Below are 23,347 nucleotides of genomic sequence, written 5' to 3'. Positions count from 1 at the left end.
GGCTTGAGGTGACGGTCCATCATTGGCAACACTGGTTGTCCACACTCAGAGGGGAGGCGCCAGCTTGAAGAAGAGCCTGTCCGCGATCCGGCAGATCCGCCTCGGCGATGAACTGCGCGCTTGGCGGTTGGAGAACAACAAGACCCTGGCCGACGTCACGGTCGGCCTGAAGGGCTGGAACCCCGCTCGCCTCAGCAGAATCGAGCGCGCCCACCAGCCGATCAGCGCCGCCGATCTGAAGACGCTGCTCGACCACTACGGCGTCTCCGGCCAGGAACGTGAGGAGTTGGAGAGCCTGCTCGGGAACGGCCCGACCAAGCAGTGGTGGCGCGACCTCGACTATGCCGAAGCGATCACGCCGGCGTTCGCGGAGTATCTCGCGCTCGAAGCCGATGCCTCACACATGCTGGAGTACTTCCCCTCGGCGTTCCCCGGCCTGGTCCAGACCGAGGGATACGCAAAGGAGATGATTACGGCCGGTCTCGACTCTCCCAACGAGGAACGTGTGGAGGCTGGAGCCGAGGTCCGGATTCTCCGCCAACGCCGGCTGACGCAGGACCCGGTTCTCACGTTCGAGGCCTACTTCGGTGAGATCGCGCTGCTCGTAGCCGGTGACCAGGCAGTGTTGGCCGAACAGATCCGGCACGCGATCAAGGTCGCCCAGTACCCCAACGTCACACTGGGCATGGTGCCGCTGAGTGCCGGACGGCCAGGCATCCTTTCGTCGGGAATCGCCCTGATGCGGTTCCCTGACGATCTCGAAAACGGCTTCGCGTTCATCGAAGCCGTCGGCGGTATGCTCCCGCGTAGAACGGGACGCGACGTACGACGGGCCGAGCGGGCCATCGCCCGGGTCAAGCGGTGCGCGCTGTCTCCGGAAGACACCATCACCGCCCTTGAACGGAAGCTGGAAGAGCTGACGTGAGCAACAAGCACGACCCTTACGACCACAACTCCGCCGACGCCCAGTGGACCAAGTCCCCCTTCTCCGGTGACGGCAACGGCAGTTGCGTGATCATCGCCCGCTTCCCCAACGGCGATGTCTGGCTCGGCGACGACAAGAACCCCACTCGCCCCCACCTCGCCTTCGACCACGCCGAATGGACCGCCTTCGTCCAGGCCATCGAAGCCCGCTCCCCCAACTTCACCACCTGAACTGCACCACCAGCACGGCCCTGCCCACTCCGGGCAGGGCCATCGCGCGCGTAGGAGGAGATCCCGTGACCAAGAACCACGACCCCTACGACCACGACCCCGCCCACGCCCAGTGGACCAAGTCCCCCTTCTCCGGCGACGCCAACGGCAGTTGCGTGATCATCGCCCGCTTCCCCAACGGCGACGTCTGGCTCGGCGACGACAAGCACCCCACCCGCCCCCACCTCGCCTTCGACCACGCCGAATGGACCGCCTTCGTCCAGGCCATCGAAGCCCACTCCCCCCACTTCACCCCCTGACCACCAGCACCGGTCAACAGCCGACCCACCTGATCTCCACGACGAGAACGACACACTGGCGGCTCGTCAGAATTGAAAACGCCTGACAGGCGGCCTCGGAGGCCCGATGCTGGTGCTCACGTCAACTCCGAGCGCAAGAATGCGCGAGGTACGTGACAGGAGGGGTATCAGTGGTTCATCGGAATCGGCCCCAACACCGGGGGCGGCGGCTCGCCGACGGTGTGGGTGGACGAGGAAGAGCGGGAACTGTTGATCCAGGGCTGGAACCTGACCCCGGAGAAGAGGACCCGGCTCAGCGAAACGGAGTGGGTGCCCGGCCACACCACCGGTATCCCTGACGGCGAGAACGTGGCCCGCATCCCGACGCGGATGATCCCGATCTTGAGAAGGGCTTGTGATGACGCAGAGCGTGCCGGACTTTGCTGAGCTCCTGAAGGGCGCGACACGCTCCGCTGTGCATCTTGAGATGCGCGACAACTACTCGGTCGGGGACGAGGTCGAAGCCTTCGACCACTTCAAGCGGACCGGCGAGGTGGACAACGACCCGAACGCCTCATTCTGGCCGACGTGGGTGCCCTTGGTGACGGACGCCATTGCCCGGGGCGTCGTCATGCGGCGGGCTCGGATCGTCTCCGAGCCGGTCACGGACTACATCCGGTATGAGCACGCCACCACACCGGTCAACCTCCTGGCCGGCGAGCAGGTCCGCTGGCTCCCCCGGAGCCAGGCCTCCGCCATCGCTCTGCCGGGCAACGACTTCTGGCTCATCGACAACCGGCTCGTGCTCTTCCACTGGTTCACGGGCGACGGCGACTGGGCCGGGCACGCCTTCACGGAGGACGAAGCCGCGGTGGCCCTCTGCTCTGCGGCGTTCGAAGCCGTATGGACGGCGGGCATCCCGCACGAGAAGTTCACCCTCTGACCTACACCCCGCAGCGACCGCAGCAGCGATGCCGATCTCCCCGTCCTCCAGCGCCCAGGCGGCCCGCGCGGCCCTCGCCGACCGGCTTGGCGAACTCATGCGCGACGCCGGGCTGAAGGGCGGGGAACTGTCCGCCCTCTGCGGCTGGCACCCGGCCAAGACCTCCCGGATCCTCAACGCCAAAACTCCTCCGTCGGACTCCGACATCCGGGCGTGGTGCCAGGCGTGCGGCGCCGACGACCAGGCCGCCGACCTGATCGCATCCAACCGGGCGGCGGACTCCCTGTACGTCGAGTGGCGGCGACTTCAACGAACGGGCCTGCGACGTGTGCAGGAATCCTACGTTCCGCTGTACGAGCGCACCCGCCTCTTCCGCGTGTACTGCTCCAATGTGATCCCTGGGCTGTTGCAGACAGAGGCGTACGCAACGGCCTTGCTGACGAACATCACCCGGTTTCACCGGACCCCCAACGACGTTGCCAAGGCAGTGGCCGCAAGGCTCGCCCGGTCGCACGTTGTGCGCGAAGGGGACCACCGGTTCGCGGTCCTGGTCGAGGAGTCCGTCCTGCGCTACCGAATCGGCGACGCCGAGGCGATGACCGGTCAACTCGATCACCTGTTGGCGCTCATGAGCCTTCCAAGGATGTCCCTCGGCGTGATCCCGTTCCGTGCCGGCCGCGACATGTGGACCCTGGAAGCGTTCAACGTCTTCGACGATGAGCGGGTGAGCGTCGAACTGCTGACCGCCGCCGTCACAGTAACCGTTCCGAGCGAGGTCGCGCAGTACGTCCGGGCATGGGCCGAGCTGGCATCACAGGCGGTCTACGGCGCCGCCGCCCGCTCGCTGATCACCGCGGCCATTGACACTCTCGGGTGAATGCACAGAAGTCCGTAGAAGGTAGAAGTTCGTCGCCGATGCCCCTGGCCGCTCCCTAACGTCATGTTTCCTGCACCTGGCGGAACCCCGTGGTGTACCGGTCGCGGGACCCCGGGGCGTGGCAGAAGGCGGTCCACTCGAACGTCCCGCTGACCACACATCCGGCCGTTGCCCCCCTGAAGCCCAGGCGTAGCCCTTGCGTGATCACACGGCCGTCGCCGATCTGTTCAGGCAATCCGGTGCTCCCAGTGCAGGGCCTGATTGTCGCCGATCCAGTAGGAGCGGGCGGCAGTGGCGATCTGCCGGCCACCGATCCAGTAGACGTGCGCCCTGGTGGTGATCTGGAGGCGAACGGCGGTGATGTCCGGCCGGCCGGCGTCGTGCCAGGCAGTGAGCGTCCGCTCGACGGAGTCCCAGAGCGCGGCGGGGCCGCCCTGGCGAACCGTCCAGCCTTCGCCGTCCTCCGTGAGGGCGGCGAAGGACTCCCGGTCGGTGTCGAAGAGGTAGACCGTCTGTCGGCCCTCTCCGTCAACGGCGCGTTGGAGCTGTGTGCCGGGAGCGGCGAGCTGGGTGAGGAAGGCGGGCATCCACTCATCGAGGAGCTTCGGGTCGAGGGAAGTGGATCGTTCGGTGTCGGTGTAGGCGGCGCGGGCCGACAGGTCGCCGCTGAGCGGGGTGACGGCCTGGGCGCGGGCGGGCATGAAGCTGCTGCGGCCGATGATCCGGCCTTCGGCGGTGCCGTCGTCGTTGACGGTGACCTTGGCCAGACCGGTGCCGTAGGACCAGGAGCCGACGGTGGCCAGCACGGTGCCGCCGGGCCTGGTCTGCCGGATCCAGGTGTAGGGGATACGGCGTACCGCGCAGGTGGCGATCACCCGGTCGTAGGGGGCGCGGCGGGGGTGACCGAGGAGGCCGTCGCCGGTGACGGTCCAGGTGGAGTATCCGGCTTCCTCCAGGGCGGCATCGGCGCGCCCGGCCACGCCGGGATCGACCTCGACGGTGGTGACGTTGTCCTCGCCCAGGCGGTGACACAGCAGCGCGCCGGAGTATCCGGTGCCGGTGCCGATCTCCAGGACCTGGTGGCCGTCTTCGAGGTCCAGGGCCTCGATCATGCCGACGACGGTGGCCGGGAGGGTTGAGGAGGAAGTGGGAAAGCCGCGTACCGGGGCCGCGACCTGGTCCGCGGTGAGGTGGCCGTCGAGCTGAGTGACCAGGGACTCGTCGCGGTAGGCGATGCGGCCCCACTGGGCAGGGTCGGTGCCGAGTGGGGTGGCCGGCTTCCACAGGCCGTCGCCGGTGGGCAGGAACACCCCGGGGTGCAGGAACAGCTCGCGTGGCACGGACTCGACCGCCGAGCGGAGGCGCGGGCTGGTCAGGTGGCCACCGGCCGCGAGGCGGTCGGCGAGCGCGTGCCGTTCGGGTTCGGTGTCCTTGGTCATGATCGTCCTCGCATCAGCAGGTCGGCGAAGGCCACGGTGAGTGGCAGGCCGGTCTCGTCCTCAAGCCAGCCCCACTGCCCGTTGGGGTTCAGTTCGAGCCAGTGGAATCCGCCCGTACGATCGAGGGCGAGGTCGAAGCTTCCCGACGCGAGACCGAAGTGCTCCAGGTAGGCGAGGAGCGCCTTTTCCAGCTGCGGCGGCAGGTCGATCACGCTGTAGGTCAGTGCGCCGTAGTCCCTGCGCCAGTCCAGCAGGTCGGAGTCGATCCGCACGGCGAACAGCCGGGTGCCGGCGACGACCACGCGCACGTCGGCGATCTTGTCGACGCGGGCCTGGAACAGGTGCGGGACGACGGCGACCGACTCGTCCACGGTGTCGGCGGTCACCGGCTCGGTCCAGGAGGTCAGCCCCGTGTCGCCCTGCTGGTACGGCGTCCACCGCAGGGTCTTGTGGATCACCTCGCCGTGGGCGTGGATGAACGCGCGGATGTCGGTGAGATCGTTGGACACCAGGGTGGGCGGGACGGTCAGGCCCAGACGTTGAGCGGTGGCGAGTTGGAGCGGCTTGTGCTCGGCCCCGCGGTTGCGCAGGGGGTGGTTGACGAAGAGGCAGTGCGGCAGGGCGTACAGCACGCCGCCGAGTCCGTGCCGGGCGTGTGCGGCGGCGAAGCGGGCGTCCTGGGGCGCGAGATGTTCGAAGGCGGGCCAGGTCGGGCGGCGCCAGTACAGCGAGCGGATGCCGGCCAGCTCGGCGGTCCTGGACGGAGTGCGGACCTGCCCGGCCGGGATGGCCGGGCAGGTGCCGAACTGGGCGGAGACCGTCAGGCTGTGGCCGATGTCGGCGGGGTTGAACCTGATCACCGGTACGTCGCGGCGGTTGAGCTCGGTGATCACCATGTCGGCGGTCCGGTCGTCCGCCTCGGTGGCCACGGCCACCGGTCCCGTACCCGTCACGTCATCAGTCCTGTTCGCTGTCCTGGTCGTGGTCGGAGTCGTTGCGGCTGTCGCTGTTGGTGCTCTGCGGGTTCGTCTCGGTCCCCTTGCTGGTGCCGTGCTTGCCCATTTCCACCACCAGCCCGTCCCCGTCGAGGAAGACCCCGAGCTGCGTGTCCGGGTCGATCGCGACGGTGGCGAACGGCTGCTCGTGCACCACCGGGTACGGCTGGAGCCTGCCGACGCCCCAGGGGCGCACTGCGGTACTCGTTGTCATTCGGTTTCCTCCCGTGCTCGCTGGTCCCGTACGAAACGTGGCCGTGGGAAGGCGTCGTCGCCGTGCGAGCGCAGGTACGCACCGCAGCCCTTCACCCTGTCCGGCGGCCTTGCACGACGATAGGGAGCAACCAAGTCCCCATCCAAAGGAGTTGCACGGTCTTGCACGGATTCACCCGAACGCGTCAATCAAGCAACCGGGGCCTCCGCGCTCCGGCAACCGCGCCCTTGACGGTGGCAACACAGTCAGGAATCGTCGGGCAAATCCGCGCAACCAGCTTGCAAAGGGAAGTTGACACGGCACTACGGTTCATCTGGATCGGCCTCCAACACAGGAGACGATGAGTGCCCGACGGTCTGGTACGACGAGGAAGCAGGCGAGATCGTCGTACAGGGCTGGAAGGCCGACGAGAAGCTACGCGCCAAGTGCCTGGAGACCGGCAGCATCCCCGACACCGAGGACGTGGTCCGGCTGCCCGCACGCATGGTGCCGATCCTGAGGAGTGCCTGCGATGCCGCAGACAGTGCCCACGTTCGCTGAGCAGCTGAACGCCGCCCAGCACACCGCCGTCCACCTGGAGATGCGCGACTCCTACAGCGTGACAAAGGAGAAGGACGCGTTCACCGCGTGGCGCAGCGGATTCCGGTACGACCCGGCCGACCGCGCGTCCTGGTGGCGCCCTTGGCTGTCCCTCGTCGAGGAGACCGTTCACCGCGGTGTCGAGGTCCGCCGAGCCCGGATCGTGTCCGAGCCGGTGTCGGAGTACATCCGGTTCGAGCACTCCGGCACGTTCACCAACATCACCGCCGGCGAGCGGATCCGCCGGCTCCCGCGACGTGAGGCGTCGGACATCGCACTGCCCGGCAACGACTTCTGGCTGTTCGACGGCAAACTGGTGCGGTTCAACCACTCCACCGGCGACGGGGAGTCCGCCGACCCGTCGTTCAGCGACGACCCCGCGGTGGCCCTGCTGTGCGCCACCGCGTTCGAGGCGGTCTGGGACCGGGCCGTCCCGCACGAGAAGTTCGCCGTCTGACCGGCACCCCGCACCGACCGCAGCAGCGATGCCGATCTCCCCGTCCTCCAGCTCCCAAGCGGCCCGCGCGGCCCTCGCCGGCCGGCTTGGCGAACTCATGCGCGACGCCGGGCTGAAGGGCGGGGAGCTGTCCGCCCTCTGCGGCTGGCACCCGGCCAAGACCTCCCGGATCCTCAACGCCAAGACTCCTCCGTCGGACTCCGACATCCGGGCGTGGTGCCAGGCGTGCGGCGCCGACGACCAGGCCGCCGACCTGATCGCATCCAACCGGGCGGCGGACTCCCTGTACGTCGAGTGGCGGCGGCTCACCCGCACCGGCCTGCGCCGGGCCCAGGAGTCCCGGGTGCCGCTGTACACGCGAACCCGCCTGTTCCGCGCCTACTCCTCCCGGGTCGTACCCGGGGCCTTGCAGACCGCACCGTATGCCGAAGCTCTGCTGCGCACGGTGGCCGACTTCCGGCAGACCCCCGACGATGTGGCCGACGCCGTCGCGGCGCGCCTGGCCCGCTCCAGCGTCGTCTTCGAGGGCCGCCGTCGCTTCGTCGCCGTCATCGAGGAGTCCGTGCTGCGGTACCGGATCGGCGACGCCACCGCAATGGCCGGACAGCTCAGCCACCTGCTCACGGTGATGTCGCGGCCCTCGGTGTCGCTGGGCATCATCCCGCACTCGGCGGCCCGCACCATGTGGCCGGTGGAGACCTTCAACATCTTCGACGAGCAACAGGCCGCCGTGGAACTGCTCTCCGCCCAGGTCACCGTGACCGCACCCAGCGATGTCGCCCTCTACGTAGAGGCGTTCACCCGCTTTGCCGGCCTCGCCGTCCATGGTGCCGCCGCTCGCTCACTGGTCACCTCCGCGATCGACGCCCTGGAGTGATGCCCGCGCAACTCCGTTCAACTTCGTTGCCGCCGCCTGACCGGACCACGGCGCCCCGAACCGCCCGTCACCCCCTTCGTGATCACCGAATGACCAGGGACCGCCGGAAGGTACTGGTGATCTGCAAGGGCAACCACTGCCGTTCCCCGATCGCGGCGCTCGTCATCGCCGAACGCTCCGGCGGCACAATCGACGTGCGGTCGGCCGGCACCCGGGATCAGGACACGGGCGTCCGTTTTCTTCAAGACCCGGCGCCCGTCCTCTGCCTACGCTGCCGATCATGAACAGCACACCGGCACCGCTGTTCGACTCCGTCGGCCTCGTCGTCTCCGATCTGGCCGCCTCGCTCGCCTTCTACCGGCGCCTCGGGATCGGGTTTCCCGATGGATCCGAAGACCAGCCGCACGTCGAGGCCGTACTTCCGGGCGGGCTCCGCCTCGTCCTCGACACCGAAGACACCATCCGCTCGTTCCACCCGACGTGGCCTCCACCAGCGGGCGGTGGCCGGGTAACGCTGGCGTTCCGGTGTACGGACCCCGAGCACGTCGACGTGGTGTACCAGGACCTTGCCGGTGCCGGCTGTCACGGTGAGCTGAAGCCGTGGGACGCCTTTTGGGGCCAGCGCTACGCCACGGTCCATGACCCGGACGGCAACAGCGTCGACCTCTTCGCACCCCTGCCGAACGCCTCAGCGTGAGCTACCGTCCCACCAGGCCGCTCAGCGACTCCCCCGTCAACTCCCGCACATCGCTTGCCAGATGAGCCTGGTCCGCAAAGCCCGTCCGTGCAGCCGTCTCCGCGAAGGGGACGCCTGCGCGGGCCAAGGCGAGGGCACGTCGCAGGCGAAGGACCCTGGCCAGGGTCTTGGGGCCGTAGCCGAAGGCAGCCAGGGAGTAGCGGTGGAGTCGTCGCGTGGCCAGGCCCACTGACTTCGCGGTCGCTGTGATTGAGTGGCCGGCCGCCAGGGACACCACGATCGCACGCAGGAGCGGGTCGCGGGGCTCAGCTTCGGCTGCGAGGCACAGCGCCAGATCCTCGAGGGCGGCGGCAGGGTCGGGCGCCACGTCGATCTGCTCCGTAAGACGGCGCACCTTGGCACCCGGCCAGAGGCCGGCGAGGTCGACGCGTTGGTCCCGCAGCTCGTGCGCGGGCACGCCGAGCAGGGCAGGGGCGGTGCCGGGGTAGAACCGGATGCCCGCCCACGGGGCTTGATGGCCGGAGTGTTCGAGCACTCCGGCACGTTCACCAACATCGTCGCCGGCGAGCGGATCCGCCGGCTCCCGCGACGTGAGGCGTCGGACAGCGTGAAGTGCTCGCGCAACGCGGGCGGCCATCTGCGCCCGCGGAAGCCGTCCTGGCCGCCTCGGAATCCAGGCCCCGGTACAACTGCTCGATCAGGGGGCGCCGTTCGGTGCGGCGGTTCATCGGCTGCCTCCCTTGCCGAGGGTGCGCGGACGTGGTCAGCCGAACAGGCGTCCCAGCAGGGCGCCCTGGCCGGACTGGAGGATGTGTGCGGCCTCCAGCGGGATCCAGAAGCACTCGAAGTACGTGGGCTCCTGCTCGCCGTCGTGGTCCTCCTGGCTCATCCACCGCTCCGGGGTCGGCTCGGTGAGCTCCAGGTGGAAGACGTGGCGGCGCTGGATCTCGAACCGGTACGGGCTGATGTCGTACTCGGTCTCGCCGAGCTTGCGCACGATCTTGAAGTCCGTGAGGCCGGTCTCCTCCCGGGCCTCACGCAGCGCGGCGACCTCCGGGCCCTCTCCCGGCCGGATGCTGCCGGCCGGGACCTGGATACCGACCTCCTCGTAGCTGTAGTCGGTGTGCCGGAACACCAGCAGCCGCCCGTCCCGCACGACGTAGACGAGCACCTTCTCCTTGACGACCTTCTCGGGCATCGAAACCTCCACTTGGTCATGAATGATCAGCGGAAGCCCGCAGGACCGCGGGCCACGCGCCATGGGCCCAGCCGACGGGGCGAATCCAAGGGGTCCACGATTCTAAATGTGCTGACCTGTCGTCAACTAATCTTCGGTCGACAGGACTGGATGAATGAGTCCGGTGTCTTCGGTGCTCAGTTGCGATGATTGATCGCCCGATCGTGGTGCGGTGGTCCAGTTGTGCCGGATGGCAGTGGCGAGAGCGAGTAGCCGCTGACCGGTACAGGCGAACACTCCCACTTCGGTTCGCGCGCCGCGTGTTATTCACAGCGTCGTACCGCTCGGTGCCGAAGACGCCTTCCAGGAAAACGTGGTGGCCTCTGGCGAAGGCGAAGGCGAGGGCGAGGGCGAGGCGCGCCAGCCGGCGGCGCGCCGGCCGTGACCCCGGTCGTCGCGGTCGTGATGGCGGTGGCAGTCGTGGCAGGCCGCCGCGGCGGCGAGGGCCAGGGCCGAGTCGTGGTCGAGCCCGTGGTGGCGGGCGAGGAGCTGAACGAGGAGGCTGACGCGGGCGTTGTGCCGGGCGCCGTGGATAGAATCGATCACGGCCGGGCCCGCGAACCAGGAGGCGTCCGGTACCAGCAGGACCGGCCGGTGTGGCATCGTGACTCGGGCACTCGGACCGGCAGGCCGCCCACGGGCAATCCAGGTCAGGGTGTGCTGGTCCATGTACTGGTGGTCCGGGAGCCGCCCTGTCTCGGCGAGTACGCGCAACGACACATCCGCGGGTTCCGGTGTCGGCGAGATCATGAAGGGTTCCTCGATGGGGTCGGGTGCGATGGACGTCACGCTGGGCGTGGTGGTGCTGACGATGGGCGACCGGCAGAAGGAGCTGCACGCGCTCCTGGACTCGGTGGCGGCCCAGGAGGGCGAGAGCGTCAAGGCCGTGGTGCTCGGGCAGGGAGTGAAGCTCCCGGAACTTCCGGCGTGGGTGGATGCCGTGGAACTGCCGGAGAACCTCGGCATCCCGGGCGGCCGGAACGCCGGGGTGGACCGGCTGCGCGAACTCGGCGGTGTCGACGTCCTGGTGGTCCTGGACGACGACGGCCTGCTTCCCCGGACCGACACCTTCCGGCTGATCCGGGAAACCTTCGAACAGAACCCGCGCCTTGGGGTGGTGAGCTTCCGGATCGCGGACGAGACGGGGTTCACCCAGCGCCGGCATGTGCCCCGCTTCGGTGCCTCGGACCCGCTGCTGTCGGGCGAGGTCACCACCTTCCTCGGCGGCGGCCACGCCATCCGCATGAGTGTGATCGACCAGGTCGGCGACTTCCCCGCCCCGTTCTTCTACGCGCACGAGGAGACGGACTTCGCCTGGCGTGCGCTGGACGCCGGCTGGGGGATCGAGTACCGCGCGGACATGGTGCTGCAGCACCCCCGTACCGACCCGGCCCGTCACGCCACCTACTACCGGATGACGGCCCGCAATCGGGTGTGGTTGGCCAAGCGTCACCTCCCTGCGGTTCTGGTGCCGGTCTACCTCACCTCCTGGGCGCTGTACACGCTGGTGCGGAGGCCGCCGTCGGCCGGTCTCAGGGCATGGTGGTCCGGGTTCTTCGAGGGTGTCCGGACGCCGTGTCCGCCGCGGCGTCCGATGCGGTGGAGCACGGTGTGGCGGATGACGAAGCTGGGCCGGCCGCCGGTGATCTGACAGCCGGCCCGGCAGCCTGCGGGTCAGGACCGGATGACACGGAGGGCGTCGATGACGCGCTGCACGTCCGTGCTGGTCATGGCCGGGCAGCAGGGCAGGGACAGCTGCCGGGCGGCGATCTGCTCGGTGACGGGCAGGTGGCAGTCCAGGTACCGGTAGGCAGCGAGGCGGGGAATCCCCGGCGCCGTCGAACTCACTCAGCGCGCTACCGAACTCGCCCCCCGCTGACAAACCGCCATCGATGATGCGAGTGTGGCGGGGCCCCTCGGATTCCCCGAGGGCCCCGCCACATTGCGGTCGGGACGACCTGCTGCGGCTCGTAGGCAACGGAGCGTTCCGCCGCGTCGCCCCTCGCCCTGCCCGGCCTGAACGACGGCTACCTGTCCTCGCCCAGGCCCTGGTCGCCGAACTGGAGACCGGCGCTGTCACCACTCGTCGTAGTCGCCGATCACCCGGAAGCTGCCCGCGACGCCTTCGTCACCGAACACGCCCCCGTGGACGGTACGGGTCACAATGCCGTTGGTTTCGCCGCGGGGACCCACGGTGGCTACCGGAGCGCCGTTGTCGCAGGTAAAGCCGCGGAAGACCTCGATGGTCTTCCGGCTGTCGTTGAAAACACTGAAGCTACTGGAGCCCAGTCCGCTGGCCGCAGTGATACAGCCCTCGGTGGAGGCGGAGTACGTACGTTCGTTGAAGTAGATCCTTCCCTCTTCTTTGTGGCCGTAGCCGCGTCCGCCGCCCTCGTGGTCACGGCCCTCGTCCCTCTCCCCGCCTGTGCTGCCGCCGCCCGAAGCAGCTGCGGCAGGGACGGCTGGGGCGGCAGGGGCGGCAGGGGCGGCTGGTTGGACAGGCTCGGCAGGCGGGGCCGCCAGCTGGACAGACGGGGACGTCGGGGTGGATTCGTCAACCGAGGCATAGGTGATACCAGCGGCGGCAAGGACCGCCGCGCTTCCGGCAGCGGCCACACCCAATGTACGCGTGCGCATTTCACTTCCCTCTGTCATACGGACGTCAGCCGGGCGACCGACCTGCGACGAACGTAACGACAGCCCCTATAGCTGTCATTTCAGACGTGCCCTAGGTGTGACGCCAGGAGTCCAGCCAGGTGGAAATGCAGCACACCTCGCATACCGATGAAACATCTGCGCCTCGCAAGGCGCCCACTCCTGTACTCCGGCAGGACTTCGCGGCTTGACCTGGGACGTCGACCACCAGGGCGAGGCCCTGTCCGCCGACGGTGAGCGCTCGCCCGCCACAGCCTCGGCAAGCCCGACGGGACCGCCTACCACCTCGCCTACGCGCCGCTCGACACAGCCGTCCAGGAACTGGTCCGGGTCGCCGGGAGACGCTGTGCGGTGTCTTTCTGGCCTGATGGCCGGTGTGGGCGGTCGGGGCCCGTGGTGAGGGTGGTTGGCTGTCGCGGCTCTGAAGGGCCGTCCAGTGGCCAAGGGAGTCGAGCGGAGCGCAGGCCGGGCCGGCACCGTCCCACGCCGCACCGCACCGATGACGTCCGCACCATCTCCGAACAGCGCCTTGTCGGGTGGTCCCGCGACGCCGTCACCGACAAGGAAGTCACCGACATCCGCATCCGCCTACGGCTCGTGCTCGACATCCGAGGCCCTGGCCCCGGCCGCAGGGCAGGACCCGTCACAGGTCTCCGGCAGCCGGGGCCGGTCGGCGCGCCTGCCGGGGCGCTGGGCCAGGCTCTCCCGGAGAAGACCGCGGCGGCCGGGCACAGTGCGCTCGGCCGCCCGCGGTGTCCGGGCGAGCCGCGAGGGGATCAGGGTCCACTGACCCGGGCGTTCCCGAGAGCGTCCCGCCACGACCGGCGAGCACCCGGAGGCCGGCCCGGCCGCCACCGACCCGGCACCGGCCCGAGGCCGCTCGACGGCCCGCCCAGGCCCCACGGCGCCGCACGTCGGGCACGGGTCCTGCCCGGCCGGGAGGAGGTGCCGGCCGGGCAGGAGCTTGACACGACGTCAGGCCAGGCGTGTCTGCGCCCAGTTGTAGAGACGGTGGGCGCTGTCACCAAGGCGTGTGGCGTAGAGCGTATTGGCCTGCCCGCCCGCGACTTCTTCGCTGGTGGTGGTGACGCCGACGACGGTGCCGGCGCCGGTCCGGGTGTCGAACTGTGCGAGGTGGGGACCGCCGCTCGCCCCGTGCGACATGTCGCAGGGCTCACCCCACAGGAGGGGTGCCTTGGGGCCGGGCTGGGCCGGTCCGGCGCAATGGATCATGCGTGATCCGGCGTACTTGGCGCCGGGGTCGTTGAGTCGGTTCTTCGGGTACCCGAAGGTGTGGATGAACTCGCCCTTGGTGGGCTTGGTGAACGCGATCTTCTGGCTTCCCGTGACGTCCGCGATCCGTCGTCCCCCGGCTGAGGGGTTCGCCACGAGGACTCCCGTGTCGTAGCCGGCGACGGCGACCTCCTCCGAGGTCGTCCTGCCCGGATCGGCGTCCCAGCGGGATGAGGTGGCCATGCTCTTGATGCTGAAACCGCCGAGCGGTTTCGTTCCGTTGCGGTAACCGGGCACGAAGTAGAGGTTGTGGTGCCACGTGTCGTCGGCAGCGGCAGCCCCGACGCCCCTCAGGCAGTGCGCCGCCGTGATGAGGGTGCTGCGGTTCGCGCTGTTGACGACCGTTGCGGTGCAACTGCCGTCGTAGCCGTCGGAGAAGGTGAAGAAGAGCCGGCCGACGCTCTCGTTCACCGCTCCGCCGTGCGTCCATGTGGCCCCGGGATCCAGCGTGTTCGCGGGAAGCGGCCGCGGATCGTCAGGCGTGTTGTCATCCTCGGGCACGGGGGTGATCTCGGGGACCAGGGCGCCCGCCAGCTTCATCCGCGTGGCGGTCCAGTAGGTGTCGATCCGGCTGCGCTCTTGTGCGGTCGTGGCGCCGGAATGCGTGGTGACGGAATCCGGCCCTGCGGCGAGGGCCGCGGTGGCGCCGTCCTGCGGTGCGGCCCCCGCGGGCGCGGCCAGCGCCATGCCCGCGGCCAGCACGACTGCCGTCAGGACGGCTTGTGTGCACGCTCGGCTGTGGATCCTGTGGTGGTGACCGTTGATCCGACCATGTGTATGTGGCATGCGTGGCACTGTAGGGACGGGACGTCAGATTCCTGTCTGAAGAGGGTTTCATCCTTTCGTCAGTCCCATCAGGTTCCGGTAAAGAGCGTTTCATCCTTGTATCGGTAACAGACACGACGGCATCGAACACCGCTGCCCGTCCGTCCAGCGTCACCGCGCCCCCAGTCGTCCCGCTCGGCGATACAGCGCCGCAAAGGCATGGAGGATGGGCGAGGCCGTCAACCCGTCACAGGAGCCCGACCATGGACGCCGCCCTCAGTTGCGAAGTTGCGGCTCGCCCCGGGCGGAACACCCCACCGGCCTCCCGCGTCACCGGCGGCCGGTCGGGCGTGCGGGCTCTGCCACGAGCAACGAAATGCCGAGTCCCAGGGCGCCCCCGGCTGGACGCGCGGCTCGACTAGCCCAGAGTGCGGGCCCGTTCGAGCACCTCGGCCGGGGCCTTGGCCACCGAGCCGGTGTCGAAGGGGGGTTGCGGGTCGTACTCGGTGTAGAGCTGGATCGCCTGGGCCGTCACCTCGTCGGTGAGCAGGGCGGCCAGCCGGACGGCCATGTCGATGCCGGAGGAGACCCCGGCCGAGGTGATCAGCCGGTCGTGCCGGACCACCCGTTCGGGGGTGTAGACGGCGCCGTACGACTCCAGTTCGGCGGCCGCGGCCCAGTGGGTGGTGGCGGTCAGGCCGTCCAGCAGGCCGGCCGCGCCGAGCACCAGGGAACCGGTGCAGACCGAGGTGGTGAAGCGGGTGCCGGCGTGGATCCGGCGCACCCAGCCGAGGAACCCGGGGTCGTTCACCATGGTCTGGAAGCTGCCCCCGCCCGGGATCAGCAGGACGTCGCAGCGTTCCACCTCGGAGTACCCGGTCGGCACGTGCACCGGCAGGGAACCCAACACGTCCTGCACCAGGCCAGGTTCGTCCGTGACGAACCGCACGGTGGCACCGGGCACGTACGCGAGGATCTCGTACGGCCCGATCGCGTCGAGCGGCTCGAAGCTGTCGAAGAGCGGGATCACGATGTCCATGCGCCGCAGCATAGCCACCACCCGGCCGGACCTCGCCGGGACCGGTGAAACCGGCGGGTCCGGGAGTGCGGTCGTCCGAGATGGGGCCTGGTGGTTCACGGCGCGGCTTCAATCCGCTTCTTGACCGCTGCCACCCGTTCCGACGGCGGGCCCGGGGCGATCGACACGCACTCGTATCCGAGTGAGGCGTAGGCGTCCCGATGAACCTGCTCGAATCGCAGTGCCTCCTCGAAAGTGATCAGCCGCGCGTCGGTCCGTACGACAAACCCGAGGTTCTGGACGAACAAGACCTTCTTGTCGTAGATGTCCCCGGCTTGGATGCGCTCCAACTCGCAGGCCAGGGCCGAAGAGACCGGGTGGCCGAGATACCTGGCCAGGGCGTAGGTGCAGACGGGCGATCGATCGTAGATCTGCACCTCGTCCTGAAGGGACGCGGCCTGCTCCTGCCGTCGGCGCTGCAAGTCGGTGATCGCGTCCACGAAGGACGGGTTCGTCCATGGCGCCGGTTCGCCTTGGGCCTGTCGCAGGGCGATGACATCTGTCGCCGCTTCCTCGACCACGGTGTAGCCGTCGTGCTCCAGCCAACGCAGGATCGCCGTCTTCCCGGCTCCGGGGGAACCGGTCAGGATGTAGCGCTTCATCAATGCCCCTGTGTGTCGAGACCATCGCCAGAAGTCATCCGACACCCAACCACAGCGGAGACACTCGCTCAGCCCGCGAACGGGCCGAACGAGCGGGCCCGGCGACGAGGTTCGTCGCCGGGCCCGCTCAAGGCCGGGCCGCCGGGCCGGCGGCCTGCCGCTCCCGCGTGCCTGTCGACTCAGGCCCAGATGGAGAGCCGGGCCGTCGTCGGGGCGACATCGCAGAAGTAGCTGACCGCCTCCCCCCGGGCCACGTAGGCCTGGCCCGCGGCCTCACACGCGGCACCGCTCGGGTACATACCGACATAGACATATCCGGTCGTCACCCTTGTGGACGCCTGAGCAGCCGGAGCGGCCATCAACCCGCCCGCGGCCAACAGTCCAGCCAGGGCCATGGTGGAAACCGCTTTACGCATCGCCATGCCGGTACCTTCTTCCCTCTGAAAAGAGCACCGGAGTCCGCAGCCCGGCGCTTCGCCGCGAGCCTCCCCCACTCCCGGACCCGGAGCAATGGTCGAGACCAATTCGGCAGGAAGCTGCCGAGGCCGCCGTGGCGACCTCGGCAGCTCCGGCTCCGCGACGGGCTCCGCGACGGGCTCCAGCGTCAGCGCCAGCACGCTCAGTCCGAACATCAGGACGCCCAGGGGGAGCTGGACCGCCGGTATGTGCGCGATGCCGAGCACGACCTGGACCGAGGCGAGGACGAGGAAGCCGGACGCGTGCCAGACGGGCCGGGGCGAGCCACCGCCCGGCTTCCACGCCGGCACCGCCGCGAGCACGTACAGCATCGACGCCCCGTACATCACCCGGGCGCCGACACCGTGCAGCGTCTCTCCGTAGGACGAGGTCAGCAGCAGTCCGGCGGAGACCGCCTGAAGGAAGGGCGCGACGTCGCCCTCAGGACGGATCTCAGGGTGCGGTCCGGTGTACACGTCCCCGCCCTTGCGGTACAGCATCCACGCGGGCGGCAGCAGCCGCAGCGCCTCCCCCAGGACCGCGGCGAGGTCGGCGCGGGCTTCCTCCCGCACCCCCTCGACGGGGCCATGATGCGGTCTGCGCTTTCGGGCAGACCGCGCGCTGCCGGTGATGTCGCGCCGTAGCGGATGCGGTCGCGGCGACGACATCGCACTCGCCGGGACCGGGCCACCGCCATGCGCTGCCGATACAAGCGCCACACGAGCGGTCAAGGGGCCGAGCCCGACACGACCCTCATTCCTGACAGCAACTCAGGCGACTCGGACTCCGGGGCCGGGAGGTCCGAACGAGTGGCCGGATTTGCGTCAGGAACCCTGCACGGTAGGGCAGTTATGCGATCACCCGCCGGGCCACCGTTCGGTCTCCGCCTCGACACCTACCGATCAAAAATGTTCTGATGATCGCACTGTATGGCTTACTTTCCAAACTTATCTGACTGTATGTCGGAGAAACGGAGGAACGGTGCGGGCTGCTCGTGGCGCAACCGCCCTGCTGGCAGTGGGGGTCGTCGCGACCTTCGCCCTGACCACGGGAGGCTCCGACTCGAAGGACAGACCGTCCGCCGCCGACGTCGCTCCGTCGAGCACCGAACCCAGCCCGAGCGGCACACCGTCCGACAGCCCCAGCCCCAGTTCCAGCCCCTCGCCGACCTGGGACGGCGTGGTCAAGGTGCTCGGTGACGGTTCGACCTCCGACACCGGTCCGCAGCCCAGGCAGCCCAAGCCCGAGAAACTGAAGCCCGGCGAGAAGCCGCCGCAGTTCGTGGTGTTCTCCTGGGACGGCGCGCTGGAGAACGACGACCACCTGTTCTCGCGCTTCCGCAAACTGGGCGCGGAGAACAACGCCCAGATGACGTTCTTCCTGACCGGCATCTACACCGTGCCCAAGTCCAGGAGCACGCTCTACCACCCGCCGCAGCACGACGCCGGCGCCGCCGCCATCGACTTCCCCACCGACGCCCACATCAAGGAAACCCTGGAGCAGCTGCGCCTGGCCTGGCAGGACGGGAACGAGATCGGCACCCACTTCAACGGGCACTTCTGCGACGCCAAGGGCGGCCGCGACTGGAGCACCGAGGAGTGGAAGAGCGAGCTCGACCAGGCGATCTCCTTCGTCACCAACTGGAAGACCAACACCGGCTTCAAGGACCTCCCGCCGCTGCCCTTCGACTACACCAAGGAGCTGGTCGGCGGCCGCGCCCCCTGCCTGGAGGGCCAGAAGGCCCTGCTCGCGGCCGAGAAGGCGGACGGCTTCCGGTACGACGCCAGCTCACCGGGCGAATTCCAGGTCTGGCCCGGCAAGAAGGAGGGCATCTGGAACTTCCCGCTCCAGATGCTGCCCTACCCGGGCAAGTCGACCCAGGGCCTCGCGATGGACTTCAACTTCCTCGCCAGCCAGTCCGGGGAGAGCACCAAGGGCGACCCGAAGAAGTACGCCGCGTGGGAGAAGGAGACCCGGGACAGCTACCTCAGCGGCTTCGAACGGGTCTACAACGGCAGCCGGGCCCCGCTCTTCATCGGGAACCACTTCGAGACCTGGAACGGCGGCATCTACATGCAGGCCATCGAGGACGTGATGAAGAGCGTCTGCAAGCGGGACGGCGTCCGCTGCGTCTCCTTCCGCCAGGTCGCCGACTGGCTGGACGCCCAGGACCCCAAGGTGCTCGACAAGCTGCGCCAGCTGGACCCCGGGCAGCCGGCCGACTGGTCGCGCCTGGTCAAGTGACCGGTCCGGGCGGCCGGCGGGCCCGTGGTGTCACGGGCCCGCCGGCCGCCCCGGCCTACCGGCCGCGCGCCTCTCCCCGGCCGTCCTGGCCACCGGCCGTCTTCATGTACGAGGTCCAGATCTGGGTGGGCAGCGCGGAGTCCGGGGTGTCCGGGGCGGCGCCGCCCAGCCCCTCCAGCGAGAGCAGCTTCATGTCCTTCAGGTCCGCCCGGAAGACCGTGACGGCCGTGGACATCTGCCCGTTGTAGCCGACGAACCACCCCGCCGTACGGTCCGCGGTGGTACCGGGCTTCCCGGCCAGGTCCGGGCCCGCCTCCGCCGCCGGTTTGGCGCTCCCGGTGCGGACCGCGTCCTTGAGCGCCGCGTCCACGTCCCCCGCGACCGCCGGGGTCAGCGCCTGTACGGCGGTCGGCAGACGCAGCGCGAGCGGCGCGCCGTTCCGGGTGATCCTGAGTACCGAGTAGGGGTCCGTGTGGCTGCCTCCCGCGGCGAAGGCGGCGTACGCGTCGGCTGTCCTGATCGCGCTCGGCGTGGAGTTCCCGACCCCGAAGGCCGGCGCCAGCTCACCCATGCTGACCGGGAGCAGGCCCAGGTCCGCGGCGGTCTTCTGCACCCGGTCCAGGCCGACGTCCATACCGAGCTGCATCATCGGCCCGTTGACGGACTGCTCCACCGCGCTCCTCAGGGTGACCGTGCCCCAGTCCCGCTTGCCGTCGTTGGCGGTCTTCACGATCTTCCCGTCACGCCCCCAGTACGGCCCCTCCGGGGTCATCACGTTCACGCCGTTGTCGCCGTTGTAGGTGGTGGTGGGCAGCACCGGGGTACGGCTGCCGCCCCGCTGGCGCTGCACGCCCTGGCTGAGCCCGGCGGCGTACACCAGCGGGGTGAAGGCCGAACCGACCGGCACCGTGGAGGTGTTGGCGTTGTTGAAGCCCTGCTTCAGATAGTCGGGGCCCCCGTAGAGTGCGACGATCCTCCCGTCGGGGGCCACCGAGGCGGCACCGACCCGCAGGAACCTGTCGGCGTCACGGTTGCCGGGGTCGATCCCCTTGGTGGCATCCTGCACCACGGCGGCCAGGGCACTGACCTTCGGCTTCTCGAAGGTGGTGTATATCTGGTGGCCGCCGAGGTCGAGCTGGGCCGACGTGATGTCGCTGTGGCTCTCCACATAGGCCCTGGCCATGTCCACCAGGTACCCGACCTGGCCGCTCAGCCCCGCCGCCTTCGGCTGGGGCCTGGGCTCGGGGAACACCGTGTACTCGGCGCGTTCGGCGGCGGAGAGCCTGCCGACCTCCACCATCCGGTCCAGAATCCAGGACCACCGCTCCTCGGCCCGCCGGCGGTTGTCCGCGCTGATCGCCGGGTCCAACTGCCCGGCCCCCTTCAACAGGGCCGCCAGGAAGGCCCCTTCGCTCGGATCGAGCTGCGAGACGTCCTTGCCGTAGTACGCCGCCGCGGCACGTTCGATGCCGTAACTGCCGCGTCCGAACCAACTGGTGTTCAGATAGCCGGCCAGGATGTCCTGTTTGCTCATCCGCTGGTCCAGCTTGATCGCGATGACGATCTCACTGAGCTTGCGGGAGATGTCCTGACGCTGGTTCAGGTAGATGTTCTTGACGTACTGCTGGGTGATGGTCGAGCCGCCCTGGGTGTCGCCGCCCGAGCCCATCTGGTAGACCGCGCGGCCGATGCCCGTGATGGAGATCCCCGGATCCGAGTAGAAGGTCTCGTTCTCGGCGGCCAGCACGGCCCACTGCACCGGCTGCGGCACCCGGTCGAGCGGCACCTCCTGCCGGTTGATCTCACCGATCCGCGCCATCTCGGTGCCGTCCGCCCAGTAGTAGACGTTGTTCTGCTGGGTGGCGAAGGAGTTCAGGTCGTCCGGGACCTCGGTGATCATGTAGAACCGGGCCAGCCATCCCGTCAGCACCATCGCCCCGAGCCCCGCCACCAGGAGCAGCTGCCGCCAGGACGGAAGCCAGCGGCGGACACCGCGCCGCCCTCTGCGCGGGTAGTCGATCCGCCGCAACGGGCGCCACCGCCGCCGTCCGGTCTTCTCCTCCTGGGCCCCGCCACCTTCGTGAGCACGCACAGTCCGGTCTCCGATTCGCTCGTGGGACACCCCTCGAACACACAGACGCGATGGGAGCTGCACCACGGTCACCGGAGACTGGTGTGATCATGGTCATACCGCGCGAGACGGCCGTCCGGCGGCCAGCCATTGACGACTGCTCAGTTGACGTACACCCAGTTATCGGGTCAGTGAGTCTGGTTGTGGGAACGGCCTTCGGCGGCGGACTTCAGGTCGCGCAGCCACGATTCGAGGCCCTCGCGGAGGATCCTGGTCGCGGTGGGAACGTCCGCTTCGACCTGGGCGCCGGTGTGGGTCTCCTCGGTGCTCACGCGGACGCCACCCTTGACCTCGGTGAAGTTCCACACATGGACGCCGTCGATGCGCAGTCCTTCGCCGATCGCGGGGCCGGTCCAGCGGATGCACGAGTTGGGCTCGATCTGCCGGACGGTCGAGGTGATCTCCAGGCTGGTGGCGGGAGTTGAGGGGTTGGGGGGCACCGGGGTCGTCCACCGGAATGCCGAACCCTTGCGGAAGGGGCCATGGTCGAGGCGCTCCACGGTCTCGACGGGGGCCTGCCAGGACGGCCAGCGCTCCACGTCGGTCTGCAGCTTCCAGACGGTGCGCAGCGGGGCGTTGATCACGATCTCGGCCCGGTGACGGACGAGGGCGTCGGGGTCGACGCCCTTCCCGCGGCAGGTGAGGGACGCGCCGGGCCGGGGGGTGTGGGAGCCGGCGGCCCCGGCGGGCGCGGCAGCGGCGCCGAGGAGGCCGAGGACGAGCGGGACGGTGAACAGAGCGGCGCGGACGCCGGTGCCACGGATGCCGGACATGGAGTTCTCCTCCGTCGGTCGGGGGGTGTGAGCGCGACCGGTCGGCCGCACCGCGCGGCCGCACCGAGTTAGATGCTCACGTGTTCATTAGAAGTTATAACGCGATGCGGAACGGCGGGTCAATGGGTTGCGTGATAGCCTCTAACGAACCCTTGAGGGTGTAGCCGAATGAATGGGGACGGTGGCAGGCCATGGCGACGAAGGGCGCGAACGCCTCGCGGGAGCGCTACCGGGCGCAGGTCCGGGCCGAGATCACGGAACGCGCCTGGGAGCAGATCGCCACGGCGGGGGCGTCCGCGCTCTCCCTCAACGCGATCGCCAAGCAGATGGGCATGAGCGGACCGGCGCTCTACCGCTACTTCGCCAGCCGCGACGACCTGATCACCGAACTCGTCCGGGAGGCGTACCGAAGCCTCGCCGAGACCCTCCGCACGGCCTCCGCCACCGGTGCCGACCTGGCCGGGCTGGCACACTCCCTGCGCGGCTGGGCCCTGGCGGACCCTCAGCGGTACTTCCTCGTCTACGGCACCCCCGTCCCCGGCTACCATGCGCCCGCGGACATCACCGCCATCTCCTCCGAGATCATGACGACCCTGGTCGACGCGTGCGCGGCGCTCGCCCCGGACAGCGCCGTGACCCCCTTCGGCACCTACCTGGAGGACCACCGGGACTGGGCCGCCGGCCACTCCGCCCCGCCCGAGGCCCTCCACCGGTTCCTGACCTTCTGGACCCGCCTGCACGGCGTCCTGTCGCTGGAGCTCGCCGGCCACTTCACCGGCATGGGCCTCGACCCCGCCCTGCTCTTCGCGGCCGAACTGGACGACCTGCTGGCACCCCGGGCCTGAGGTCGCACGCGGCACGACGGGGCCACCCCCGCCAACGGCCCGAAGCGATCACCGTGGAGAAACTCACTGGCGAGCCCGGGCCCTCACGAACCACCATGGAACGCATGAGCGACCAACCCGCGCGATGGAGCCAGGCCACCGTCCACCCCGACATGTGGGCCGACCCGGACGACGACCCCCGCAACAGCGAAGGAGTCAGTCCGGACGGCGAACTCGCGACGCTGCAGGACTTCCTGACGAACTACCGCATGACCCTGCGGATGAAGTGCGAGGGCCTGGACGCGGAGCAACTGGCCCGTCGGTCGGTTCCGCCGTCGACGATGTCGCTGCTCGGCCTGGTTCGGCACCTCGCCGAAGTGGAACGGGACTGGCGCAACTGGATCAGCCCCGGCGATCCACTGCCGAAGCTGTACGGCAAACGTGACGCGGACTTCGACGGAGCCGTCGCCGAGCAGGCCGAGGTCGACGCCGCGTACTCCGATCTGGCGCGCGAGCAGGCCGCGACCGACGCCGCGCTGGCCGAACACCCGGATCTGGGCGAGCGCCTGGGGAAGGACGGGATCGCCGCGCGGGAGCTGATGGTGCACAGGATCGACGAGTACGCCCGTCACTGCGGGCACGCCGACCTGTTGCGCGAGTGCATCGACGGACGGGTGGGCCAGTAACTGATCGTTTCAGAATGAGGTTCGGAGCTTTCGCAGGCAGATGATGCTGCAGGCGAGTTGGAGCAGGCCGAGGTGGAGGTCGGCGCGTATCT

Annotated in this window: 27 protein-coding genes and 1 pseudogene; 14 read left to right on the top strand and 14 right to left on the bottom strand. The window is 69.2% G+C overall.

Annotation, left to right across the window (positions count from 1 at the left end; all coding sequences use genetic code 11):
- Nucleotides 1–64: 64 nt before the first annotated feature.
- The 6 genes from AB0P06_RS28295 to AB0P06_RS28270 all read left to right on the top strand — a co-directional run bounded on the left by AB0P06_RS28295 (nt 65) and on the right by AB0P06_RS28270 (nt 3,253).
- Nucleotides 65–925 carry a helix-turn-helix transcriptional regulator gene (locus AB0P06_RS28295; protein ID WP_363612170.1) on the top strand — a complete coding sequence of 287 codons (861 nt, stop codon included), beginning with the start codon at nt 65–67 and terminating at the stop codon, nt 923–925.
- Nucleotides 922–1,155: a DUF397 domain-containing protein gene (locus AB0P06_RS28290; RefSeq protein WP_363612168.1), complete on the top strand. Its 234-nt coding sequence runs from the start codon at nt 922–924 to the stop codon at nt 1,153–1,155. Before AB0P06_RS28295 ends, AB0P06_RS28290 begins: the two co-directional genes overlap by 4 nt.
- Nucleotides 1,156–1,220: 65 nt before the next feature.
- On the top strand, nt 1,221–1,454 hold the full coding sequence (locus AB0P06_RS28285; RefSeq protein WP_363612166.1) for a DUF397 domain-containing protein: 234 nt from the start codon (nt 1,221–1,223) through the stop codon (nt 1,452–1,454).
- Between the two features lie 225 nt (nt 1,455–1,679).
- The gene (locus AB0P06_RS28280; RefSeq protein ID WP_363612164.1) at nt 1,680–1,880 is read left to right on the top strand and encodes a hypothetical protein; all 201 of its coding nucleotides are present in this window, start codon (nt 1,680–1,682) and stop codon (nt 1,878–1,880) included.
- Complete coding sequence (locus AB0P06_RS28275; RefSeq protein WP_363612162.1) at nt 1,852–2,376, top strand: DUF6879 family protein; 525 nt, start codon at nt 1,852–1,854, stop codon at nt 2,374–2,376. Before AB0P06_RS28280 ends, AB0P06_RS28275 begins: the two co-directional genes overlap by 29 nt.
- Before the next feature lie 28 nt (nt 2,377–2,404).
- Nucleotides 2,405–3,253: a helix-turn-helix transcriptional regulator gene (locus tag AB0P06_RS28270; RefSeq protein WP_363612160.1), complete on the top strand. Its 849-nt coding sequence runs from the start codon at nt 2,405–2,407 to the stop codon at nt 3,251–3,253.
- A 227-nt stretch (nt 3,254–3,480) separates the two neighbouring features.
- On the opposite strand, the gene tgmC is transcribed toward AB0P06_RS28270, so the two are convergent.
- From tgmC to tgmA, 3 genes are read right to left on the bottom strand one after another with little or no spacing between them, the layout of a single operon-like run.
- Nucleotides 3,481–4,692 carry an ATP-grasp peptide maturase system methyltransferase gene (tgmC, locus tag AB0P06_RS28265; protein ID WP_363612158.1) on the bottom strand — a complete coding sequence of 404 codons (1,212 nt, stop codon included), beginning with the start codon at nt 4,690–4,692 and terminating at the stop codon, nt 3,481–3,483.
- Nucleotides 4,689–5,645, bottom strand: a complete 957-nt coding sequence (gene tgmB / locus AB0P06_RS28260; RefSeq protein ID WP_363612156.1) for an ATP-grasp ribosomal peptide maturase — start codon at nt 5,643–5,645, stop codon at nt 4,689–4,691. The genes tgmC and tgmB overlap by 4 nt, the downstream gene beginning before the upstream one ends.
- Before the next feature lie 4 nt (nt 5,646–5,649).
- Nucleotides 5,650–5,901: a putative ATP-grasp-modified RiPP gene (gene tgmA / locus AB0P06_RS28255; protein WP_363612154.1), complete on the bottom strand. Its 252-nt coding sequence runs from the start codon at nt 5,899–5,901 to the stop codon at nt 5,650–5,652.
- A 291-nt stretch (nt 5,902–6,192) separates the two neighbouring features.
- Between tgmA and AB0P06_RS28250 the strand changes: the two genes are divergently transcribed.
- The 4 genes from AB0P06_RS28250 to AB0P06_RS28235 all read left to right on the top strand — a co-directional run bounded on the left by AB0P06_RS28250 (nt 6,193) and on the right by AB0P06_RS28235 (nt 8,511).
- The gene (locus tag AB0P06_RS28250; RefSeq protein ID WP_363612152.1) at nt 6,193–6,441 is read left to right on the top strand and encodes a hypothetical protein; all 249 of its coding nucleotides are present in this window, start codon (nt 6,193–6,195) and stop codon (nt 6,439–6,441) included.
- Complete coding sequence (locus tag AB0P06_RS28245; RefSeq protein ID WP_363612150.1) at nt 6,413–6,937, top strand: DUF6879 family protein; 525 nt, start codon at nt 6,413–6,415, stop codon at nt 6,935–6,937. Before AB0P06_RS28250 ends, AB0P06_RS28245 begins: the two co-directional genes overlap by 29 nt.
- Before the next feature lie 28 nt (nt 6,938–6,965).
- The gene (locus tag AB0P06_RS28240) at nt 6,966–7,814 is read left to right on the top strand and encodes a helix-turn-helix transcriptional regulator (protein ID WP_363612148.1); all 849 of its coding nucleotides are present in this window, start codon (nt 6,966–6,968) and stop codon (nt 7,812–7,814) included.
- A 280-nt stretch (nt 7,815–8,094) separates the two neighbouring features.
- Nucleotides 8,095–8,511, top strand: a complete 417-nt coding sequence (locus AB0P06_RS28235; RefSeq protein ID WP_363612146.1) for a VOC family protein — start codon at nt 8,095–8,097, stop codon at nt 8,509–8,511.
- Nucleotide 8,512: 1 nt separating this feature from the next.
- Here AB0P06_RS28235 and AB0P06_RS28230 read toward each other — a convergent pair whose 3' ends face one another.
- The 3 genes from AB0P06_RS28230 to AB0P06_RS28220 form a co-directional block, all read right to left on the bottom strand.
- The gene (locus AB0P06_RS28230) at nt 8,513–9,046 is read right to left on the bottom strand and encodes a helix-turn-helix domain-containing protein (protein ID WP_363612144.1); all 534 of its coding nucleotides are present in this window, start codon (nt 9,044–9,046) and stop codon (nt 8,513–8,515) included.
- Nucleotides 9,047–9,274: 228 nt separating this feature from the next.
- Nucleotides 9,275–9,709, bottom strand: coding sequence for an NUDIX domain-containing protein (locus AB0P06_RS28225; protein WP_363612142.1), 435 nt, complete (start codon nt 9,707–9,709; stop codon nt 9,275–9,277).
- Between the two features lie 306 nt (nt 9,710–10,015).
- Nucleotides 10,016–10,351, bottom strand: coding sequence for a hypothetical protein (locus AB0P06_RS28220; protein WP_363612140.1), 336 nt, complete (start codon nt 10,349–10,351; stop codon nt 10,016–10,018).
- Nucleotides 10,352–10,526: 175 nt separating this feature from the next.
- Here AB0P06_RS28220 and AB0P06_RS28215 point away from each other — a divergent pair, with 175 nt between their 5' ends.
- Nucleotides 10,527–11,399, top strand: a complete 873-nt coding sequence (locus tag AB0P06_RS28215; protein WP_363612138.1) for a glycosyltransferase family 2 protein — start codon at nt 10,527–10,529, stop codon at nt 11,397–11,399.
- Between the two features lie 23 nt (nt 11,400–11,422).
- Here AB0P06_RS28215 and AB0P06_RS28210 read toward each other — a convergent pair whose 3' ends face one another.
- The 6 genes and pseudogenes from AB0P06_RS28210 to AB0P06_RS28185 all read right to left on the bottom strand — a co-directional run.
- Nucleotides 11,423–11,596, bottom strand: coding sequence for a DegT/DnrJ/EryC1/StrS family aminotransferase (locus AB0P06_RS28210; RefSeq protein ID WP_363612136.1), 174 nt, complete (start codon nt 11,594–11,596; stop codon nt 11,423–11,425).
- A 228-nt stretch (nt 11,597–11,824) separates the two neighbouring features.
- The gene (locus AB0P06_RS28205; protein ID WP_363612134.1) at nt 11,825–12,385 is read right to left on the bottom strand and encodes a hypothetical protein; all 561 of its coding nucleotides are present in this window, start codon (nt 12,383–12,385) and stop codon (nt 11,825–11,827) included.
- 993 nt (nt 12,386–13,378) lie between these two features.
- Nucleotides 13,379–14,482, bottom strand: coding sequence for a hypothetical protein (locus AB0P06_RS28200; protein WP_363612132.1), 1,104 nt, complete (start codon nt 14,480–14,482; stop codon nt 13,379–13,381).
- Between the two features lie 397 nt (nt 14,483–14,879).
- Nucleotides 14,880–15,500: a DJ-1/PfpI family protein gene (locus AB0P06_RS28195; protein WP_363612130.1), complete on the bottom strand. Its 621-nt coding sequence runs from the start codon at nt 15,498–15,500 to the stop codon at nt 14,880–14,882.
- Between the two features lie 95 nt (nt 15,501–15,595).
- Nucleotides 15,596–16,141 carry an AAA family ATPase gene (locus AB0P06_RS28190; RefSeq protein ID WP_363612128.1) on the bottom strand — a complete coding sequence of 182 codons (546 nt, stop codon included), beginning with the start codon at nt 16,139–16,141 and terminating at the stop codon, nt 15,596–15,598.
- Between the two features lie 605 nt (nt 16,142–16,746).
- Nucleotides 16,747–17,022: pseudogene (locus AB0P06_RS28185) on the bottom strand (hypothetical protein); the annotation flags it as partial.
- A gap of 556 nt (nt 17,023–17,578) precedes the next feature.
- Here AB0P06_RS28185 and AB0P06_RS28180 point away from each other — a divergent pair.
- A complete protein-coding gene (locus AB0P06_RS28180; protein ID WP_363612126.1) occupies nt 17,579–18,841 on the top strand; it encodes a hypothetical protein in 1,263 nt (420 codons plus the stop codon).
- A gap of 55 nt (nt 18,842–18,896) precedes the next feature.
- On the opposite strand, the gene AB0P06_RS28175 is transcribed toward AB0P06_RS28180, so the two are convergent.
- Both AB0P06_RS28175 and AB0P06_RS28170 read right to left on the bottom strand, forming a co-directional pair.
- On the bottom strand, nt 18,897–20,933 hold the full coding sequence (locus tag AB0P06_RS28175) for a transglycosylase domain-containing protein (protein ID WP_363612124.1): 2,037 nt from the start codon (nt 20,931–20,933) through the stop codon (nt 18,897–18,899).
- A gap of 167 nt (nt 20,934–21,100) precedes the next feature.
- Nucleotides 21,101–21,745 carry an SRPBCC family protein gene (locus tag AB0P06_RS28170; protein ID WP_363612122.1) on the bottom strand — a complete coding sequence of 215 codons (645 nt, stop codon included), beginning with the start codon at nt 21,743–21,745 and terminating at the stop codon, nt 21,101–21,103.
- A gap of 191 nt (nt 21,746–21,936) precedes the next feature.
- Between AB0P06_RS28170 and AB0P06_RS28165 the strand changes: the two genes are divergently transcribed.
- Both AB0P06_RS28165 and AB0P06_RS28160 read left to right on the top strand, forming a co-directional pair.
- Nucleotides 21,937–22,590 carry a TetR/AcrR family transcriptional regulator gene (locus tag AB0P06_RS28165; protein ID WP_363612120.1) on the top strand — a complete coding sequence of 218 codons (654 nt, stop codon included), beginning with the start codon at nt 21,937–21,939 and terminating at the stop codon, nt 22,588–22,590.
- A 95-nt stretch (nt 22,591–22,685) separates the two neighbouring features.
- Nucleotides 22,686–23,255 (top strand): DinB family protein, encoded by a 570-nt coding sequence (locus AB0P06_RS28160; RefSeq protein WP_363612118.1) that lies wholly within the window; start codon nt 22,686–22,688, stop codon nt 23,253–23,255.
- Nucleotides 23,256–23,347 lie beyond the last annotated feature (92 nt).

Origin of the sequence: Kitasatospora sp. NPDC088351 (assembly GCF_040685575.1) — a bacterium.
Taxonomy (GTDB): domain Bacteria; phylum Actinomycetota; class Actinomycetes; order Streptomycetales; family Streptomycetaceae; genus Kitasatospora.
This window is presented reverse-complemented; position numbering and strand designations above follow the sequence as displayed.

Coding starts and splice junctions, on each gene's coding strand:
- AB0P06_RS28275 (WP_363612162.1), top strand. CDS start 1,852: ATGACGCAGAGCGTGCCGGACTTTGCTGAGCTCCTGAAGGGCGCGACA.
- AB0P06_RS28270 (WP_363612160.1), top strand. CDS start 2,405: ATGCCGATCTCCCCGTCCTCCAGCGCCCAGGCGGCCCGCGCGGCCCTC.
- tgmC (WP_363612158.1), bottom strand. CDS start 4,692: ATGACCAAGGACACCGAACCCGAACGGCACGCGCTCGCCGACCGCCTC.
- tgmA (WP_363612154.1), bottom strand. CDS start 5,901: ATGACAACGAGTACCGCAGTGCGCCCCTGGGGCGTCGGCAGGCTCCAG.
- AB0P06_RS28245 (WP_363612150.1), top strand. CDS start 6,413: ATGCCGCAGACAGTGCCCACGTTCGCTGAGCAGCTGAACGCCGCCCAG.
- AB0P06_RS28240 (WP_363612148.1), top strand. CDS start 6,966: ATGCCGATCTCCCCGTCCTCCAGCTCCCAAGCGGCCCGCGCGGCCCTC.
- AB0P06_RS28235 (WP_363612146.1), top strand. CDS start 8,095: ATGAACAGCACACCGGCACCGCTGTTCGACTCCGTCGGCCTCGTCGTC.
- AB0P06_RS28225 (WP_363612142.1), bottom strand. CDS start 9,709: ATGCCCGAGAAGGTCGTCAAGGAGAAGGTGCTCGTCTACGTCGTGCGG.
- AB0P06_RS28220 (WP_363612140.1), bottom strand. CDS start 10,351: ATGCCACACCGGCCGGTCCTGCTGGTACCGGACGCCTCCTGGTTCGCG.
- AB0P06_RS28215 (WP_363612138.1), top strand. CDS start 10,527: ATGGACGTCACGCTGGGCGTGGTGGTGCTGACGATGGGCGACCGGCAG.
- AB0P06_RS28205 (WP_363612134.1), bottom strand. CDS start 12,385: ATGCGCACGCGTACATTGGGTGTGGCCGCTGCCGGAAGCGCGGCGGTC.
- AB0P06_RS28200 (WP_363612132.1), bottom strand. CDS start 14,482: ATGCCACATACACATGGTCGGATCAACGGTCACCACCACAGGATCCAC.
- AB0P06_RS28195 (WP_363612130.1), bottom strand. CDS start 15,500: ATGGACATCGTGATCCCGCTCTTCGACAGCTTCGAGCCGCTCGACGCG.
- AB0P06_RS28190 (WP_363612128.1), bottom strand. CDS start 16,141: ATGAAGCGCTACATCCTGACCGGTTCCCCCGGAGCCGGGAAGACGGCG.
- AB0P06_RS28170 (WP_363612122.1), bottom strand. CDS start 21,745: ATGTCCGGCATCCGTGGCACCGGCGTCCGCGCCGCTCTGTTCACCGTC.
- AB0P06_RS28165 (WP_363612120.1), top strand. CDS start 21,937: ATGGCGACGAAGGGCGCGAACGCCTCGCGGGAGCGCTACCGGGCGCAG.
- AB0P06_RS28160 (WP_363612118.1), top strand. CDS start 22,686: ATGGAACGCATGAGCGACCAACCCGCGCGATGGAGCCAGGCCACCGTC.